This is a genomic window from Candidatus Xenohaliotis californiensis (genome assembly GCF_963930935.1).
In the GTDB taxonomy this organism is placed as follows: domain Bacteria; phylum Pseudomonadota; class Alphaproteobacteria; order Rickettsiales; family CAWVOK01; genus Xenohaliotis; species Xenohaliotis californiensis.
This window is the reverse complement of sequence record NZ_CAWVOK010000006.1, coordinates 49,309-68,826: the sequence shown is the minus strand read 5'-3', so window position 1 is coordinate 68,826 and position 19,518 is coordinate 49,309. Positions and strand designations below refer to the sequence as shown.

Sequence of the window (19,518 nt, the reverse complement as noted above, 5' to 3'; positions counted from 1 at the left end):
TCACGAATACTTTAAATAAATAATTGTTTATCTGCAAATATTTTTAAATAAATAGCATTGCTTATCTGCAAAATTTTTACAGCCTCTCTCAACAGCAAGTATGAATGGTATTTGACCATAGTTATCTTGCATATTAACATTAGCTTTATACTTAACAAGCAATTCAACTATTTCAATATAGCCTTTATTAACAGCAAGTTATGAGTGGTGTCCAGCCATTTCTATCTTCTGCATTAACATCAGTGCTATATTTAACAAGAAATTTAACTATTTCATCAAATGTGAACCCCCTTTCCTTCTAGAAGCGTGCATACTGTGCAACCATAATTATCCTGCATATTAACATTAGCTTTATGCTTAACAAGAAAGGTAACTATTTCATAATAACTTCATCAATAAAATATATAAGTGGTGTCCTGCCATAGTTATCCTGCATATTAATGTCAGCACCATGTTTAGCAAAAAATTTAGCTATTCTATAATTTCCTTCTTTAGCAGCAAGTGTAAACAATGTTCTATTATACTTATCTTACTGAATATTTTTTAACTTTTATAAAAATTAAAAAATAGAGAGTAGATCAACTCACAATAGTAGAGCATGCCATTGCTGCTTGCAAAAGCAACATCTTATGAGTTTTATAAAAAACTTAAGATAGAATCTATGAAAAAAAAACCCTCACTATAATGCAAAAATTTAATAATGAAAACTATTATCTTATTATCTAATATAAAGAATATCCATTATTTAAATACACAAATTAGCAACATTAAACTATGAAACAAAAAGCCCTTACTATAATACAAAAATTTAATAATGAAAACTATTATCTAATATAAGGAATATCCATTATTTAAATACACAAATTAGCAACATTAAACATTGATAGTATTTTGATTATATAACATTGTTATATTTACTGACTGAAAAAACACCATATTTCTTAAATATTAACAAAACTTTTAATAATTCTCTAAATTAACAACCTTATTTATATTAATAATCACAATTTGCAACTTAATGTCAATGACACCTAGATCAATTAAGTTTATTAAATATAATTAAAGATTTTCTGATAAGCTATCTACAATATTTTTAGGAAATGCAAATTTATATAACAGTACATTTAAACAAATATCTTTATTAAATTGCAATATTATAGATACAAATTTTTTATTTGTAAGTCTCTTAACTAGATAAATCTATATTAAATACCCACTTAATAAAACTGATCTTGATCATTATATCTTTAAGAATCAAGGAAGCCACGTAATTTCTTATAGCGAGTAGGATGTTTAAGCTTACGTAATGCTTTAGCTTCTATTTGCCTAATTCTCTCACGCGTAACCTTAAATTGCTGTCCAACCTCTTCCAAGGTATGGTCACTGTTAACTCCAATACCAAATCGCATCCGCAATACACGCTCTTCTCTTGGTGTTAATGTAGATAAAACCCTAGTTGTTACATCGCGTAGATTAGCTAGAATTGCTGCCTCAATTGGTTTAGTTGCAGTCTTATCCTCAATAAAATCACCCAAATAACTACTATCACCATCACCAACTGGACTTTCAAGGCTAATAGGCTCTTTTGATATCTTAGTAACTTTTCTTATTTTATCTACAGGAATCAACAACTGCTCAGATAACTCTTCAGGCGTTGGTTCACGACCTCTTTCATGTAAAAACTGCCTTGATGCTCTAATAATTTTGTTTATAGTTTCTATCATGTGAACTGGTATTCTAATAGTCCGAGCTTGGTCAGCAACAGACCTAGTGATTGCCTGTCTAATCCACCAAGTAGCATATGTAGAAAATTTATATCCTCTTTTATACTCAAATTTTTCTACTGCCTTCATCAATCCTATGTTGCCTTCTTGAATTAAATCAAGTAACTGTAAACCACGATTTGCATATTTCTTTGCAATAGAGACCACTAAGCGTAAATTAGCCTCAACCATCTTCTGCTTAGCCCTATTACGAATCTTTTCACCATGCTGCATTTCAGACAGCAATCTTCGCATAGCACTTATTGGCATCTTTAACTGTAAAACTACTGTTTTATGCACAAGCTTATCAAATTCAGTAATAAGAGCAAGTTTGGAACGATAAAATTCACTCCATCTCCCAGCTTTTTTTTCAGCAATTTCTCTAAAATTCTGTAATGGATTATCAATTCCTCTATTGCTTACTTCAAAAAATATAGATCTTTTTATGCCTAATTTTTCAGCACCACATATAAGCTGTGCTTCAATTGCCATCAACACTTTATTAATATCAGTCAATTCCTTAATAATCAGCTGTACACTGTTCTCATTTAACCTAACTACACTAGTAAATATTTCTACAATCTCATCTCTAGCATTAATAAAATTTACTTCACTTGCATTAACACTGGACAACACAGTTTTATCATATTGCTTGTTTATTTTAGTAGCCCAATATGGACCTATGTCTTTTGTGTTAAAATCAACAATCATGTGCATTGCATTTACAACTTTGTCCACAGCCGAATGCTCTAGATTTTCAATATCAATATCAGCATCATCATCTTCTTCAATATCAATATCAGCATCAGCATTTTCAGTGTCTTCTGACAATTCGCCATCTTTAAATTTTTCATCAGCAGATTTAGATTCTATCTGAATAATATCACGTAAACTCATTTCACCATTATCCAGAGCATCACACCATGGTGCCAATTTATTTAAAGCAAGTGGCAATTCAGCCATAGCCATAATAGTAATTCCACGACCATCTTCTATCTGTTTAGCAACCTCTATTTCTTTTTCTCTAGACAGCAAGTTAACACTTCCCATTTCACGTAAATACATCCTTACAGGATCATCTGTCTTGCCAAATTCAAAACTTGCAGTAGATTCAGAATCGGATTCATCGTCTTCAACACATTGTCCCATAATAGAAACAGTATCCTCATCATTGCTTTCAAGCACTCCAATACCACAGTCATCAAGAACACTTATGGCATTATCAAGCTTCTCCTCAGATATATCAACTGGCAAAGCATCATTAAGCTCAGAAGTTGTAACATATTTTTGATTATTTTTTAATTTCTGCTTAATAATTTTTTTAACTTTTTCTAAATCTTTAGATGATTGTTTATCAGACATAATAAAAAAATTGCATAATACAGTAGCTATTATAACAACTCTAATAGAACAATCAATCCTTATAACACACCCAATCCAAGCCGTAAACATATTTTTAATGCTTCATCAATGTGTGCACGTAAAACGCCCCTTGAACCCTTGTAATACTGCCATTTTTCTTCTACATTATTACAAGCTGTTTCATTAACAATAATATCTAGCATTATTTTTTCTTCTGTTATCATAACAACCAGAGTTATTAAAATAAAATAATCAATATATGCATCCTGAACAGAAATATCAAAATTATAAATTTGCTTAACTAGCTTCCAAGAAAAAAATTTTTGCTCTAGTGCAATATTATCTAAGGCAACATTCAATGCATTATGCACTAACTCCTCAGCATTATCAAACTCAACACTAAACACACAATCCTTAAAAAGGAGCTTATTCAACACATAAGAAACTTTGTCTTCTAAATCATTATTTCTTAGTATTTCTGGATATTTATATAAAAGCACATGCAGTGCCTCAAGAATCATAACAGAATCATCTATTTTCAATGTTTCTGATACCATCTTATGGTAACCAAAACGTCTGTGATGAAATAAATTATTTCTTAACTGTTGATGCAATTCATACCCTAATTCACGATTAACAACTATATTAGAATACTTCTTAAATGCATTACGCAGTGCTGCATAATCTTCAAAATCACTATCCTTGTTAATAAACTTCCTGTACAAAACACTATATATAAAGTCTCCTAGTGAAAGTGCATTATTAACTGCTTGGTTTAATTCTAATTTACCATTATTTCGTTTAAGCACTGTATCTGGATCTTTACCAGTGCTTAAAGTAACAATTTTGACAGTCTTGCCAATAATTAAATTTGGCAATACTACATCTAACACAATTCTTTGCACAGCAGAACGGCCAGCATTGTCACTGTCCATTAACATTATAACCTTATCTGAAATAGCCCAAAGACTTTGCAATAAATCTGCTGATAAAGAAGTACCCATACAACCAATAGTATTAGCAAAGCCATTGGCTCTCATAGCTATAACATCAAGATAGCCTTCAACCAAATACACCATTCTGGTAGATTTTATAACACTCTTAGCTAAATTAATGCCATACAAAATATTACTTTTCTTAAATAATGGTCCTTCAATAGTATTGATATACTTTGCAGTTTTAATACTTTTATCATTCAAGACCCTGCCACCAAAACCAATGCAAATCCCTGTACTATTTGTTATAGGAAAAATAATTCTATCCCAAAAACGACATTGCATATTTTCATTAGCAATACCACTTGCAACTATAAGTTTAGCTGAAAAATTTTGTTGCAAACTTTCAATCAAAGCACTACTATCATTTGGTGCATATCCCAAACAAAATTCTCTTATAAGCTCTTTAGGCACACTACGTTTAGCAATAAGATATTCCAACACCTTCTTATTTGAAAGCAAATTATCATGAAACCACCTAGCAACAAAATCATTAATTTGTCCAATAATAATATGCTCTCGATGCTCTTTCTTGTCTTGCTTCATGCTGCTGGGCATTAAAATACCAGCATAATCTGCAATATGCTTAACAGCATCTTGAAAATCTAAATCATCTAATCTTATCAAAAAATCAATTATGTCACCATGAACACCACAACCAAAGCAATGATAAAACCCTTTGCTATCATCTACTACAAATGATGGGGTTTTTTCTCGATGAAATGGACATAGGCCAAGCTGCCTATTACCATGTTTTCTAAGTACAACTCTCTTGTCTATTATAGATGATAAAGGCACACGTTCTTTTAACAAACATAAAAAGCTACTATCTATCATATAGCACTCTTAATAAGAATAGATATTGGCTTTTTCATGTAAGAATAAACATTGACTTAAATTGGCTACTATAATATAGTTTAACTTAACAATAAAATGCTATAAAGCTAAATTTAGATAAATATATAATAACATTTATTTATAATAGATCTATTTTATCTATATCCACTAATTTTAATAGAAAAACAGCTTACAAAAAAAATAGAATAAATTATCAATAATTTAAATTAAGTTAATACCATTATTATACATAGAAATTAATTAATTTTCTAAGCTTTCATCCTAGCAGATCAATTTTTATATAAATCAAAAAATATAAATTTTATAATTTAGAAAAAAATAATAATATTATTAGGCAATGCTGTAAAGCAGGATTCTGAACTTTTGTAAAAGCATGATGAAACTAATTACCAAAGTTGCCAAAATATAATAAAATAAAGGGTATTCTCCCTATAGTAATTATCCAGAATTTCTGAATAAAATGTGCACACCAAAACAATAAATAAGCAAACATCAATTACATAGCAGAAAAATCAATCATTTATAAATAAACCTATTATTAAAGCCAATGAACAGCTAGTTAAACTTTGTTGTTTGTCACGATAAATATCCAAGTAAGTTTGATAATATCTTGTAAACTAAGCATACTATCAAAGATTGACAGCACTGTGCTTTTATAGGAACATTGTGAACATTGTATAATTAATAATGATTGGTTTGCATGAAAACAAAAATAGCTATTATAACTGGAGGTACTGGTGGGCATGTCTTTCCAGCAATTGCATTAAGTGAGCAGTTAAAAATCAGAGATATAGAGCATGTTTTCATGGCTGATTATAGAGTCCTCCATCTAATGCCAAAAGAGAGTACATATTTACTAAATATCAAGCCAAATTGTAATAAGCTACATAAAAAAATAGTTTCTGCATACTCAATAATAGCTGCAACTAAAAAAACTACACAAATACTTAAAAAAGAAAAGCCAGATGCATTAGTCAGTTTTGGTGGTTATGCAACAATACCTGCAGTCCTTGCTGCCAAGCATCTGAAAATACCAACTATTCTTCATGAACAAAACACTGTACTAGGATCATCTCACAAAATATTTGCAAAACAAGCAGCAGCAATTGCAATATCTTTCTCAGAAGTAGAAAGATTAAAAGACAAAACTAACATAGTGCATACTGGCAATCCAGTCAGAAAAAGCATTTTAGATCTTAATATGCTAAATAACAATAATTACAATAATGATAAAAATTTTAATATATTAATATTAGGCGGCAGTCAAGGGTCTCAAGAAATAGATCAAATAACATCTAATATATTAACACAAGAAATCAACAATTATAAAATTAATATTGTTCATCAATGCCGCCCAGAAAATATTAAAAAAATTAGCGCAGGCTACACAAACCTTGGTATTGCAAATGATGTTTCACATTTTTTCAACAACATTGGTGAAAAAATAGCAAAGGCTAATTTAGTAATATGTAGAGCTGGTGCAACAACTATAGCAGAAAACTTAGCCGCCAACAAACCAGCTATATACATTCCATATAAACATGCATCACATAATCATCAAATGAAAAATGCACAATTTGTTGTAAAAAATGGTGCTGGTCTGCTATTTGAACAAAATGCAGAATCTTTAATAGATACAATAAAAAAATTACTCAACCAACCTATGTTGCTAGCAAATCTTTCTGTAAATGCAAAAAACATTGCAATGCCAAATGCTAGTGCACAACTTGCTGAGCTAACATTAAAACATGCCAGATTAAAGCAGCCAGTATAGATACTATCTACTGTCAGCATCTAATGATATGCATCATATAATTAATAAATAATCTATACTGTAATAGAATAATAAAGTCACATTATTTTTAATAATGTGACTTTATTATGTGCACTTACTAATAAGCTATTGTGTTACTCACATTGCAAATTATTCTGAATAAGCAAGAAGCTGTTCTATTGAGCCTACAGCATTACTATAAGCTTCCATCATATCTGGTCTGGTGCTTGATTAATAACCCTACTGTAGTAACTTTAGGTTATTGCACAACAACATTGCTATAATATCCAGTCTCTTAGTGCTTGGGAAACGATAAGGACATAATTTTTCTGAATCAGAATCAGAATCCACTAACATAACTACCTCATGCTGTTCTGTTGGGCTTACAGTATTACTACAAGCTTCATCATATCTGCTGCTTGGGAAAGCAATCAAGACATAATTTTTCTGAATCAGAATCACTAACATAACTACCATCATGCTGTTTTGCTGAGCTTACAGTACTATTACAAGCTTCATCATATCTGCCATTTGGGAAACAATCAGAACATAATTTTTCTGAATCAGAATCACTAGCATAACTACCATCATAAGTACTTTTGGCATAAGAACTAGGAATATCTCTAAAATCTATTTCTTCTTCTTCATCTACTGTTGTTATGTCAATTTGCTGCTCAGATTCTTCTTGTGTAAGCAATTTTTCTGCTAGAAAATTATCTAGTGTAACAAAAACCAAGCCAGTAAATGCCTCCACTTTATCTTTAAGCTCTGCAATAGCATTGCTGATAAAATCTTCATCAAAGAATTCCAACAAACTGTGCTTTACTTTATTAAAAACACCTTTAATTACAATTAACATCCTATCTAATGGATTAACTTCATTGCTAAAATTATAGAAAATCTCATGCAGTGCATTATATCTGTTATTACATACTGCTTTAACTTCTTCAAAAGCATTCAATGTTATGTTATTAATTTTTAAGAATGCATTATTAAGCTCTAAAAATGCATTATAAATGCTCAATTTAATGTCATAGCTTAAGCTATTAAAATTTATTCCTTGTAAAATAAATAATACTTTTCCCAGTGTACTTGGAAGATTCTGTAAATCACCTTCATTAGCATTTCTGCTTAAAAAAAATCCATTTTCTTGTACATCAACAACCTTCTTATCTGGTAATCCTGAACTTTCCACACCTTGCTTATCAGTATCTTTCATATAAATATTCTCTAAGTTAATTAATTTATAAATAAATTATAAACTATTTAATATATAAAAGTCTAGAAAATGAAACAATATCTAAATATCTGACTCTAACGCACAAACTTATTTTGTGATGCTATCTGCTTAGTTTGCCCATGAATATTGCTTCCATCAATGCCACCATCAGCTTCTGTAAAATGTGATTTACTCAAAACATTTGCAGCATTTTGCAAAGAATCAATACCTTTGCTTGTAAGTTCATCCCTATGATAAGGCTTGATTGTTGTAATACTACCAGAGCTGTGTGCTGCTCCTGTAACAGATCTTGTGTCTTTACTTGGTATTGAACCATTGTTCATCTTAGTTATATGAGTGCTTGAATCACCCATGCGATAACCACCACCATGAAGATTAACCATATCTCTTATTCCGCTAGACTTAGATCTATAAGATAGTTCCTTGCCTTTCATGCCAACATCTTCTTTATTAGTCTTGCTATTTACATGTTCTTTCTTACTACTTTTTACTTTTTCATCTACCTTATCTTTGGATTGCTCTTTATCTTTAATGCTGCTTTGATATTCATCCTTAACTTTCTTAAAATCTTTCTCTATATCTTTCAAATCACTCTTACATTTTCTTTCTAACAAAGCTGAATAAATTTTATGATCTGCAAATGCACCACCCACTAAATGAATTGGGGCTGTAGCTATTTTTGACAATATATACAATGTACGTTCTTTACCAGTTAATGTCTTAACACGATCAATCACACCATTTAATCCAGTAACACACTTAACAACACCAAACATATCTTTTGCTAAATTAACAAATGCTTTCTTAGGAAATGGAAGTCCTTTAATACAGTTTGCAACAAATCTCACAGGAGCAAGAAAAACTATATCTAATCCAACAGGAATTATCTTTGCAATGTCCTTGATGCCATTTTTCAACACGCTCTTATTTGGACTATAAGCATTGATACTGCTGATGCTAGCTATATGTTTGGAAATATCCTTATCATCTGACAAACTCTTTAATAAATATGCACGGTCAGTAGGACTCATGCTCTCTAAAGACTTATCTGAGAAATTAAATACAGAATTACCATTACCATCTATAGATTTTGTGGCAATTTCAGAAAGAGATTTAATCCAACGTTTACGTACATCAGTTGCATTAGTAAAAGCATGATTAATATCAAGCAAACCAAAACCTCTAATGCGTTGCCACAATGTTGTATCTGGTTTTTTAATTTTAATATCCAGCTCACCACCATCTTCTGATTCTATAGAAATACCAGACTCTGAGCCTGCTACCTTATGCCCAGCCTTTGCATCTTCTGGCAAAACATCGTGCATTTCACTGGGAGGTAGACGAAACATAAATTTACCACTGGAATTACGGTAAGATTCACAATCTTTTAAACCCACAATCTCACCATTAACAACTTTACGAGGAGGATCTTTAAAAACGTAAGCCTCAGGCTGTATAAGTCTTTGCAATACAGATATCAAACTTACTCTATCATCAAGAGTATCACCAAGGATAAATCCATTAGCTTCTGTTACAATGTTATCAGCCCTATCTACAGACATGCTGCTATCTGATTCTGGCATATCAAATAATTTAAATACACTACTATAGGAATAGTATAATTAATAAAATATAATAAAAAATTAACTATTATATTAAATATAACTAACCTAATCATTTAAATTACTTCTAGTGACTTTCTCTCAAGCATGCTAATAACAATATAACAAACAAAACATTTATCTAGATTGAAATTATTAAAAATAAAGCAATATAACTAATATTGATATGCTTATTACCCTCATTAGCCAATCAAACACCATATTGTTATAAGAATTCTCAAACCCTATGATTGATTCATCAAATGATAGATAAATCAAACCACCAAGTACTTGGAAAAATTTCAACAAGTACATACAGAAAAAACTACAGCATTAACCAAATTTTTTGTAATTTATAAAGTAAAATCTTCTTGCCACTTAGAGAAGCTTTGAGACTCCCCACTCTAATTTTCTTTGCTTCAGTAAACATAATTTTCTATTAAAAAAATACCATAATATCAGCATTCTGCTCCATGGAATCAAGCTCATGCAAACTGTTTATTAACAAGCTAAAAATTCCTTTATCCAAATCCTATATTGATCACAATCTCAGATTATCAATAAAGAAACATTTGGCATTGTTGTCTTTATACTTATTTTTCTACTAATAACCATATGTAATATATGCTCACATAAATCTAATACAAACTAAAATATAATGATTATAAAAACATTGATCAATACTCTTCAGCAAATGCAAAACCAGGCTTTCCATCAAATGAAAATAAAAAATCTATTTTTGTTGTTATTAATCCTATAGCTTTAAATTTATCAATACACATAACTAAATCTTTGTAAGAAACTGACTGACCCACACTGCTATTAGCCATACGAAGCACACAACAGTCGTGTAAGCCTTTGTATTCATATAATTTTGGCCATATATTTAATCCCTTACAAAAAATAACACACAATGAAACATTTTCATTTATAATAGTATTTATTCTGCTTGCTATCTTATCAGCAGTAAATTCAGAGTCAAATTTACCATCATTAGCAACCTGAATATCAGCACCTAACAACTCACGCTTCTCTGTCTTTATGGCTGTTGCCAAACTATCTTCATAATTTGCAACTGATACATTGCAAACATTATCATAACTAACCTTTGGCAAAACTCTTGGCATCATTCCCAAATTATTTATCACCTCAGCAGCAAACTCTTTAGTGCCTAATAACTTAACAGTTTTCTCACCATTTATATCAGCTGTATGCATCCCAGATTCTATAGTTCTAAGCCATGCATTTTGTATTACAGCTGCCTTATCATAAAGACCTAAATGCAATAACATCATTATAGCAGCATTTAATAACCCTGAAGGATTGGCAATATTTTTCCCAGCAATATCAGGTGCTGTACCATGAACAGCTTCAAACATAGCAGAATTATCACCAATATTAGCACTACCAGCCATACCAACAGATCCTGTTATTTCTGCTGCTATATCAGAAGCTATATCACCATATAAATTTGTAGTAACTATAACATCAAAATCTTCTGGTTTTGCAGCAAGACGTGCCATTCCAATATCAACTATATACTTTCCATTAGATATCTCAGGATATCTTTTGCTTACACCTTGAAATGACTCATAAAAACATCCATCTGTCATTTTCATAATGTTATCTTTTACCAAACAATCTACTTTTTTCCTACCAAAAGTCTTGGCATATTCAAATGCATAAGATGATATTCTTATTGAATTAAAAATTGTAATAGAGCGAATACTTTCCAATAAATTATAAGAACGCCTATATTCCACTCCAGTGTATGCACCTTCTTCATTTTCTCTAATAATTACCACATCAACATTTGGCTTTGCACTGCTAACAAATGGATAGTATGACAAAACTGGCCTAATATTGGCATACAATCCTAATCTTTTACGCATGCTAACATTTACACTATGGTAGCCAGTTCCACTGGGAGTATATATTGGTGCTTTAAGAATAGCATTAACACGTGACAATACTGACCATGCAGAATCAGCAACACCATTAACCCAATGCTTCTTATATGCCTTTTCTCCAGCCTCAACACTCTCAATTGCCAAGCTAACTTTAGCTTGATGTAAAATTAAAAGTGTAGCCTCCATGATTTCTGGACCAACACCATCACCATAAACAACAGCTATGGGAATTACCATACACAACCTATAAATTAAACTCTATATATTTCAATATCATAAAAATAAAATATAGCATAGCTTTTCATAATAACATGTAGTACTAAATAATTAATCCATAATAAAGTTGCAAAACAGCTATTGTAAGGTTAGGATTCAAAAAAGCTTCAACCATAGAATAAAAAATGACTAGGGAATATCAAATAATTCATCATCAAAATGATGTAATAGTTATAGGTGCTGGTGGTGCTGGATTAAAAGTTACTCACGATATTGCAAAAGCTGGTCTGGATACAGCTTGTATTAGTAAAATATTTCCTACCAGAAGCCATACAGTAGCTGCACAAGGTGGTATAAGTGCAGCATTAGGAAATATGGCAGAAGATGACTGGAGATGGCATATGTATGATACTGTCAAAGGATCAGATTGGCTAGGTGATCAAGATGCTATTGAATATATGTGCAAAGCAGCACCAACAGCAATTATAGAACTTGAGCACTTTGGCGTACCATTCTCTCGCACTGCTGATGGCAAAATATACCAACGTGCTTTTGGTGGCATGACAACTAAATATGGAGAAGGCCCTCAGGCACTCAGAACATGTGCAGCAGCAGACCGAACAGGTCATGCAATACTGCACACATTATATCAGCAATGCTTAAAGGTAAATGCTAAATTTTTTGTTGAATACTTCACAACTGACTTATTAATAAATGATGCAGGAGAATGCCAGGGAGCTCTAGCATGGAATCTAATGGATGGCACACTGCATTGCTTTAATGCCCACACAGTTGTCTTGGCCACTGGTGGATATGGCAGAGTATACTTCTCCACTACAGCTGCACATACCTGTACAGGAGATGGTAATGGTATGGTTAGTAGAGCAGGATTTCCATTACAGGACATGGAATTTATTCAATTCCATCCAACTGGTATATATGGCGCTGGGTGTTTAATGACTGAAGCATGCCGTGGAGAAGGTGGTTATCTCTTGAATGCATCTGGTGAACGATTTATGGAAAAATATGCACCACATGCAAAAGATCTAGCATCTAGAGATGTAGTAAGTCGTGCTATCATGATGGAAATCAGAAATGGCAATGGTGTAGGATTAAAAAAAGATCATGTATATCTTGATCTAACAAAAATAGGAGTAAAAAAAATAGAAGAAAAACTACCAGGCATTGCAGAAACAGCAAAAATATTTGCTGGAGTTGATCCTGCTGTGAGCCCAATACCAATAATCCCAACTGCACATTATTGCATGGGTGGCATACCAACTAATTACCATGCTGAAGCAATGACTATAAAAAATAATACAAAAATTCCAGTACCAGGGTTAATGGCAATTGGGGAAACAGCATGTGTTTCGGTTCATGGTGCTAATAGGCTTGGGTCAAATTCTTTACTAGATTTAATAGTCTTTGCTACATCAGCAGCTCAAACTATATTACAAAAACTAAACCCTAACACACCTGTTAAATCAATACCAAAAAATGCATTAAAAAAAGCTGTAGATCGCTTTCATTCAATTAGATTTAGCAATAAAGAATTTAATGTATCTAATGTGAGAAAAACAATGCAAGAAGCAATGCAAAAACACTCATCAGTATTTCGAACAGAAAAAACCTTAAAAGAAGGTGTGGAAATCATTAAAAAACTTGCAAACTCTATTGATAATATTAATGTTATTGATAAAAGCATGGTGTGGAATACTAACTTAATAGAAGCATTAGAGTTAACAAATCTACTACCACAAGCATTAGCAACTATTACAGCTGCACTCAATAGAACAGAAAGCAGAGGTGCACACACTAGAGAAGACTATAAAGAGCGTAATGATGACAAATGGATGAAACACAGTCTAACTACCATAGATCAAAACCATAATGTAAGTATATCATACTGCCCAGTAACTATGAATACAATGAGTGATAGTGTTGCATCTATACCACCAAAAATCAGAACATATTAAAATATCTTGTTTGACTATAACATTAATCTTATGCAGCACTACTAAAACAGTGTTAAATTAAACAATTTTAAATAACTGTGAATTAAATAACACTGTATTAATGTTTGCTATAATAAAAATTTTTTGCTTCATGAGTTTATCTTAATAAGCTTCAGCTGTGTGCTGTGCTGTGCTGTGCTGTGCTGTGCAAGATAATCAACTCCTCATTACTTAAAACATAAACTAAAAATATTCACATTTGTTGTTAATAGCTTAGCACTATCCATCTATAACTAAATGAAAAATTTTGATGGAGTATTTCATATTATTCAATTATTGAAAAATACACATCAAATTAAGTGCTGTCAAAACAAAATTACTATGAAAAGAGAAGTTTTAACAATCTATTTTCTTGTTCTCATATTGCTATCATTTAATGTTCTTGCAGAGTCAATGTGAATATTATCACTGTCTAAACTAAAATCATCCCTCAAACTATCTTCTGCTGCTTTAGTGACTTTTATATCATCTCTATGCTCATCATCTTTCTTAATATCTGGCATTAATTCATCATCACCTACCATGCCAGCAAGGTATGGCCTAGTATTTAAGTAATCATTAACAAACTTATCTGAAGTTTTATCCATCTTTGATTCATCAATATCTGGATTAATTTCTGAATTTACATCAATATTATCTTCTGCCTCTTGCATTAATACCTCATCTTTAACCTGTAAATTTCCAGATGAAATACTTTGTATATCATCACTATTAATAAATTCACTTGGACCATCATCTGTATGGCTTAAACTCACATCAAATTTTGTTGATTCTTTTAACGGCATTACATAACCATGGTCATCTAATCTGCTTACCTTGTTCCAAATATCTACAGCAACATCACTCTGTAATGCATAATCTTCTAATACAGGTTGTGCTATGGTAGTAGTAAAATAACCCTGATCCCTTTTTTGCATACGAGACAAAGAACGTGTTAATCTACTTATAGCACTATCTTGCAGCTCAACAACTACTGATACTGCTCTAATATTATGCAAAACGCCAAGTGCATTATTTATACACCTGTTATTTTCTTCAAGAAGCCATTCTATAAAACTACTATCATTCCCAGCAATTTGAGCATTAGCTGTACTCAATTCATTAAATTTCTCATTAATCAAACCAAATCCATTAGATTTATCTGCTAATAAATTGCACAATTCTTGTACTTTCCAAGATAAAGAGCGATTGCTAATTCTCTGAGCTGCATTATGCAGCAATTCTTGCATAAAATCTCTTTGTGCCATGACTATAAAACTATTCTCTTTATCACTTGTCACTACACTTTCTAATGAGTCACTTTCTGCATTCTGTAATAAACTTATAGTATAGTTATGCAACTCATTACCTGCATCTTCTAAAAAATCATTTATCTTCTCATTCAAAGAAACATGAAGAACATTTGATCTTATTATGCTATCAACAGATTGCTGTGCTAATTCAAGATCATTTTTTGCTCTTATTAAACGCCAAGGCTTAATCTGAAAATCATCATTAGAAGATGGATTAACATCATAACTTCTGTCTTTTAAGCTGGAAGCAACAGATGATACATCAGACACAGAGTCATTCTTTGAAGAATAGTGGGTAGACTTATTGCTGCCTCTCACATCAGAAGCATGTAGTATGTTAGGTGCAGTATTATAAGAATCATTGCTTGAAACAGTAGACTTATTATCACTGTTATTAGGATTAATGTGCAACTCTCTAGCATTCTTATTTTGTGAAAAATCACCATCAGCACCCACTGCAGAGCTATTCATAGGATTATATGCATTAGCAACAGGTATAGGTTGATTAACATTGGGATCTAATTGCACACCTTCTGACTCAGTAGAATAAACAGAATTCTTGCTTCCTAGTGTATCAACAGTCTTACCAGCAGTCCTCACACCATAATGTGTTACACCAACAGCAGTCTTTAAATCTTCAATCTTATTACTTAAAACACCATAACGTGCTTCAAGAAATTTTCTAGTTGACTCTGCTGAGTGATCAGTTCCAGTCATATATAATCTTTAATAATACTAAGCACTACCTAAGAATATATACAATCTTTATTAATTTTTACTTACTAAAACAACATAATGCTCTAACGGCCTTTTCCTTTATGTTTTCCTTGTGATTGCCCTGAAGCCATTGTTATAATCTGCCAATAACCAAGTTTAACTCCTTTCCTATTTTCAATCTCTTCACGGTTATCGATTAAATATTTTATTGATTTTAAATAATCTAACTTGCGTGCTATAACATATTTAGTCCATGATCCTTTAACTACAACATCAACTATACCCTCAAACTCACCATCAGCTGCCAAATTATTGTCAATGGTACGAACATATGCTTTCTGCTCTTTAATAACTCTTGCCTTATCTTCATTATAGCGTTTCATCTGCATGCTAGATACAATTTTCTCAGTTCTCTTTTTTGCTGTTTGTATGAAAAATAACAAAAACAACAACAGTAAAATTGTTATAATAGCTAAAAAATAATAATTATTAAAAATACTCATTGCATTAAAAACCATTAGCCACAAAATCAACCAGAGCTAAAGCTTTTGATGAATATATGGCATATAGATACAAACTAGCATTTTTTATACCTGATATACTATCAATGATCACCAAATCTTTATCATTTGACAACTTCATAGGCAATAAACCAAACCCATTTTTCTGCATAATTGAATTTAGTACCATTTCACCACTAGCATATCTTTCCAAACTATCACTTATTTGTTGATAAACACCTAATTCATTTAATAATTCTACACAAGCATTACCATAACTATTACTACTGACGCCAATTGATAAATAGCCATATTTTGCTATCTCTAGTAACTTATACTGTAAATCCAAGTCAAATAAATTACTTTGTATTAATTTGTTTTGAGCATAACCAACCAGTACTAGCTTGCCCATAGGAATAGTCTTATAGCCATCTAAATCCATCTTATTCAACAATATTGCTGCCAACTCTTTTGAAGTGACAAAAAAAACATCTTTTTTATTCAGTAATTCAACATTATCAATATCACTATTGCCAATATTAATATACATTCTAACATTATTGCTTTGACTATACTCACTTAACAACTCTGACACTGAGTATATAGCTTCACTATCTAAAAAAATATCAATTTTATAGTCAAATGATAAACATCTATAACCACTAAATAACAATATTAAAATGATAATCCTTAAACAGGTTAACATATATCTATGCACAGCAGAACAAAATAAATACAACAATATAATAATGCATAATACATTCTAGCTTAACATTTTTTCAAAAAATATTTTATACAATACTAAATAAATATAAAAAATAGCTAATGCCCAGCATTGAAAAAAGAACTAAACCATTAATAAATGTAGTTTATGAACAAATATTAAAAAATAAAAAAATACTTGACTTTAGTAAAAAATCAACTAACCCAAATTTAACAAAAGAAGCATACTTTACAATTGTATTGCACAGTGCAATACAAGACCTTTTTGCAATGCAGAAAACAGAGGATGATATTAGAGGAGGAGTATTAGAGGCAATTGGTAATGCTTTGCAAAATAAACCTCTTGTTGGTGGTCACAATATTAAAATGAATAAATCATATGAAGAAGTATCATCTTTCATAAGAAGTAGTTTATCTAATACAGGGGCACAAATTAGCAAAGACAATATCACATCAATTGTTCACTCCATGCTATCAATTGCATCATCACAACAAAGAAGTGCACAACATCAACACCATAAAACACAACTCTTCTCTACTTTAGGGCGTAGCACAAAAAATATACTAGAAATTTTAACTACAAAAAATAATGCAGCTAACAAACTTGCATCTGATTTAATGAGAGATGTAGCTCTTAAAACAAAGCATGGCACATATAAAACTTCTTTAATGGATCTAATGGTAAGAGATTATGCAATTGCAACACAGCAACATCAAGAAAACAGAAGCTACAAAGACTTCAAGGCATATGTAATGAATAGTCTAGCACCAAATGAGGCAATAAGCAGAAGCAGAAGCACCGGCATCAAAGATCAACCAGGAATTGGAATTGTAGCAAGTGCACTTCAACCAACAAATCATGCTTTCAGTGAACAGCCAGTACAACAGTATGAAGCACTATTATTAGTATTTAGTGCAACAGATGAAAATCCAGAATTAAAAAAAGCTTATGATAAAAAAATTGATACAATAACAACCAAAGGCTTTAGCATAAATACCCCTAGCATACAATATTCAAGCAGTGCAAGCCAAAGACGCTATGAGCAAAAATTAAAAAAACCTAGCCATACAGCAGTGTCTAATCAACAACCTCCTAAAAAATTATGGACTAAATCAATAAAGCAAGGCAACAAAGAATTAGGCAAAGGATAAAAATAGCTTTCAAAGAATAACTCATTGTATTTTTTATTAAATGCAAATAACACAAATAATTATTTCAGTTTCCAAACACTTATTGATGAGATTTTTTGCATATAGAAAATTTATAAGCAAACTGTGTGTAAATTCTCAACTAAAGACACTCAACTACTAAAACACAAACTGTTAGAATTTTTATTAATTCCGCATCACAGACTTATATTTCAAAATACGTGCCAATATGCTAATTAACATTAAAATTAGCACTAAAACTAATATTGTGCCTGAGGCCATATTTTGATAATCTCCATTAGGATTTTTTGACCATAAATATATTCTTATTGGCAATGTTGTGCTCACATCACTTAAATACCAAGATCTCTCTGTAGTAAAAACCAGCATACCAATAATTACCAAAGGAGCTGTCTCACCAATAACTCTAGCCATGCTAAGTAGCACGCCAGCAACTAGTCTCTGTGATGCTATTGGCAATGAATGATGTAAAACAACCTGTATCCTAGATGCACCAAGAGCCAATGCAGAATGCTTTATTCCCTTTGGGACTAGTTGCACTGCATCTATAACTGTAATTATAACATGTGGCACTGCTATTAAAGCAAGCGTCATGCCAGCTAACAGTGCTGTTGATCTTGGTATACCTAAAAAAGAAATGAACATAGCAAATGAAAGCAAACCATAAACCACTGTTGGAACAGAAGCTAAGTTTACTATGACAGCAAAAACAAACCTGTTTAACTTATTGTCAGCAGAAATCTCTGAAAAATAAATACCAACAGCCATTCCTATAGGAATAGAAATAGCCATAGCAACCAATATAGACAACAATGTGCCAACAATACTACCTGCAATACCTGCTGCCTCTGGGTATGCAGAATCATTACCAAAAAAAAATTTGGTGTTAAATGAAGTTTTAAATAAATCTCTATTTTTTAGATAAGATAGTGCATCTTTAACAAGCTTTGGTGCTTCAGCAACAAGCATTTTTCTGCAAACTAACAACCAAACTCCTGAATATCCTTTATGCATAACAATGTTAGAAGAAGTTATTTCTCTTATAGAGTAATCACTTACCAAGCTATCAGCTATCTCTTGAGTAGATTTTTTATCATAACTAGACTCCTTAAATAATATATTCATGCCATTATAAACAATCTTCTTATATTGCAGATAGTCTATATGAGTATCTAGTAACTGACTTTCTTTAGCCACAGGCACAAAAATTCTTCTTGTCAATAAAGCATCTGCACCACTAACAAATATTTCTGCAAGCAAAAATAAAACAAATAAGATGATGGATAATAGTGCTAAAAAACAAATAGAAATGAAACCAGCTGATATCAATTTACGCCAAATGTAGTAACCATTATTGTGCTTCACTACTCTAAACATTAGCT

General features: G+C 31.4%; 13 protein-coding genes and 2 pseudogenes. 3 read left to right on the top strand and 12 right to left on the bottom strand.

What is annotated here, in order from left to right:
• Window positions 1-27 precede the first annotated feature (27 nt).
• From AABI72_RS04965 to dnaG, 4 genes and pseudogenes are all read right to left on the bottom strand, one after another.
• Window positions 28-186 (bottom strand): annotated as a pseudogene (locus AABI72_RS04965) (ankyrin repeat domain-containing protein); the annotation flags it as partial.
• 187 nt (window positions 187-373) lie between these two features.
• Window positions 374-514: pseudogene (locus tag AABI72_RS00930) on the bottom strand (ankyrin repeat domain-containing protein); the annotation flags it as partial.
• A gap of 733 nt (window positions 515-1,247) precedes the next feature.
• Window positions 1,248-3,125, bottom strand: coding sequence for an RNA polymerase sigma factor RpoD (gene rpoD / locus AABI72_RS00925; RefSeq protein WP_338363529.1), 1,878 nt, complete (start codon window positions 3,123-3,125; stop codon window positions 1,248-1,250).
• Window positions 3,126-3,184: 59 nt separating this feature from the next.
• A complete protein-coding gene (dnaG, locus tag AABI72_RS00920; RefSeq protein ID WP_338363527.1) occupies window positions 3,185-4,957 on the bottom strand; it encodes a DNA primase in 1,773 nt (590 codons plus the stop codon).
• Window positions 4,958-5,678: 721 nt separating this feature from the next.
• Here dnaG and murG point away from each other — a divergent pair.
• On the top strand, window positions 5,679-6,752 hold the full coding sequence (gene murG, locus AABI72_RS00915) for an undecaprenyldiphospho-muramoylpentapeptide beta-N-acetylglucosaminyltransferase (RefSeq protein WP_338363525.1): 1,074 nt from the start codon (window positions 5,679-5,681) through the stop codon (window positions 6,750-6,752).
• Window positions 6,753-6,992: 240 nt separating this feature from the next.
• Here the strand turns inward: murG and AABI72_RS00910 are convergent, their stop codons facing one another.
• The 4 genes from AABI72_RS00910 to AABI72_RS00895 all read right to left on the bottom strand — a co-directional run bounded on the left by AABI72_RS00910 (window position 6,993) and on the right by AABI72_RS00895 (window position 11,740).
• Window positions 6,993-7,214, bottom strand: a complete 222-nt coding sequence (locus AABI72_RS00910; RefSeq protein WP_338363523.1) for a hypothetical protein — start codon at window positions 7,212-7,214, stop codon at window positions 6,993-6,995.
• Window positions 7,159-7,971 carry a hypothetical protein gene (locus AABI72_RS00905; RefSeq protein WP_338363521.1) on the bottom strand — a complete coding sequence of 271 codons (813 nt, stop codon included), beginning with the start codon at window positions 7,969-7,971 and terminating at the stop codon, window positions 7,159-7,161. Before AABI72_RS00905 ends, AABI72_RS00910 begins: the two co-directional genes overlap by 56 nt.
• A 95-nt stretch (window positions 7,972-8,066) precedes the next feature.
• Window positions 8,067-9,575 carry a hypothetical protein gene (locus AABI72_RS00900; protein ID WP_338363519.1) on the bottom strand — a complete coding sequence of 503 codons (1,509 nt, stop codon included), beginning with the start codon at window positions 9,573-9,575 and terminating at the stop codon, window positions 8,067-8,069.
• Window positions 9,576-10,270: 695 nt separating this feature from the next.
• Window positions 10,271-11,740 (bottom strand): NADP-dependent isocitrate dehydrogenase, encoded by a 1,470-nt coding sequence (locus AABI72_RS00895; RefSeq protein WP_338363517.1) that lies wholly within the window; start codon window positions 11,738-11,740, stop codon window positions 10,271-10,273.
• A 164-nt stretch (window positions 11,741-11,904) separates the two neighbouring features.
• Between AABI72_RS00895 and sdhA the strand changes: the two genes are divergently transcribed.
• On the top strand, window positions 11,905-13,695 hold the full coding sequence (gene sdhA, locus AABI72_RS00890; protein ID WP_338363515.1) for a succinate dehydrogenase flavoprotein subunit: 1,791 nt from the start codon (window positions 11,905-11,907) through the stop codon (window positions 13,693-13,695).
• A 383-nt stretch (window positions 13,696-14,078) separates the two neighbouring features.
• On the opposite strand, the gene AABI72_RS00885 is transcribed toward sdhA, so the two are convergent.
• The 3 genes from AABI72_RS00885 to AABI72_RS00875 form a co-directional block, all read right to left on the bottom strand.
• Entirely contained in the window at window positions 14,079-15,743 is a 1,665-nt protein-coding gene (locus AABI72_RS00885) for a hypothetical protein (protein WP_338363512.1), read from the bottom strand.
• Between the two features lie 83 nt (window positions 15,744-15,826).
• A complete protein-coding gene (locus AABI72_RS00880; RefSeq protein ID WP_338363510.1) occupies window positions 15,827-16,246 on the bottom strand; it encodes a hypothetical protein in 420 nt (139 codons plus the stop codon).
• A gap of 4 nt (window positions 16,247-16,250) precedes the next feature.
• Window positions 16,251-16,949, bottom strand: coding sequence for a hypothetical protein (locus tag AABI72_RS00875; RefSeq protein ID WP_338363508.1), 699 nt, complete (start codon window positions 16,947-16,949; stop codon window positions 16,251-16,253).
• Window positions 16,950-17,068: 119 nt separating this feature from the next.
• On the opposite strand from AABI72_RS00875, the gene AABI72_RS00870 reads away from it, so the two are divergent.
• Window positions 17,069-18,118 (top strand): hypothetical protein, encoded by a 1,050-nt coding sequence (locus tag AABI72_RS00870; RefSeq protein ID WP_338363506.1) that lies wholly within the window; start codon window positions 17,069-17,071, stop codon window positions 18,116-18,118.
• Between the two features lie 183 nt (window positions 18,119-18,301).
• On the opposite strand, the gene AABI72_RS00865 is transcribed toward AABI72_RS00870, so the two are convergent.
• Window positions 18,302-19,513, bottom strand: coding sequence for a PstA family ABC transporter permease (locus AABI72_RS00865; RefSeq protein WP_338363504.1), 1,212 nt, complete (start codon window positions 19,511-19,513; stop codon window positions 18,302-18,304).
• Window positions 19,514-19,518: the final 5 nt, after the last annotated feature.